General features: G+C 61.9%; 1 protein-coding gene. It reads left to right on the top strand.

The window, feature by feature from the left end:
• Positions 1-278 precede the first annotated feature (278 nt).
• On the top strand, positions 279-635 hold the full coding sequence (locus ACRPLY_RS26785) for a hypothetical protein (RefSeq protein WP_432232227.1): 357 nt from the start codon (positions 279-281) through the stop codon (positions 633-635).
• The last annotated feature ends 66 nt before the right edge of the window (positions 636-701 follow it).

The raw sequence follows: 701 nt of genomic DNA, 5'->3' as shown, positions 1-701 counted from the left end.
GGCGAGAGGATCGGATATTTGCGCTCAGTGCGGAGAGGTTCGACTCCTCTCTCGCGCACAATACGTCGGAGCCCCTGACTAGGAGACATACCTAGTCAGGGGCTTCTTGTTGTCTGCATCGGTCCGCAGGAGTGCTCATGAGACCGCATGGGACCGCATCACTAATGCACGCTAGATGCACGGCCAAGAAATCTCCCCGGTGTTTTCTCGATCCCCTCTTGCATACCGGTACCCACATGTGTATACTGGGATACATCAGATAGGGAAAGGAACCCACGATGAACGCCACGATCACCTACCGCACCGGCAGCTACTACAGCGAGACCGACACAGCCAACCACATCTGGGAGATCTCCGACGAGCAGGGCATCGCCTCCGAGCTGTACGTCAGCATCAGCGACGCCGAGGTCATGCAGATCGAGACCCGCGAGGATCGCCGCGGCGAGGGCCTCGCCCGCCAGCTCTGGGAGGCCGCCAATGCGCAACTCGGCATCGTCTACCACAGCCTCCCCGCGCACCGTACCCCCGAGGGCGAGGCTTTCGCCAGCGCGGTCGGCGGCGAGTCCGTCACGGAGTGCCACATCGATAGCTGCGACTGCACGGACATCATCGACGACGACCCCTACGGCTACTGAGCCACCACCGACCACACGACAGGAGACAGACCATGACCAGCTACACCACCCGCGACGAGGCCATCC

It is taken from the genome of Priestia sp. TGN 0903 (assembly GCF_050846855.1).
Classification (GTDB): Bacteria; Bacillota; Bacilli; order Bacillales; family Bacillaceae_H; genus Priestia; species Priestia zanthoxyli.
This window is presented reverse-complemented; position numbering and strand designations above follow the sequence as displayed.

What these genes read in the sequence shown, in the direction of transcription:
- ACRPLY_RS26785 (WP_432232227.1), top strand. Translation starts at nt 279, where the DNA reads ATGAACGCCACGATCACCTACCGCACCGGCAGCTACTACAGCGAGACC.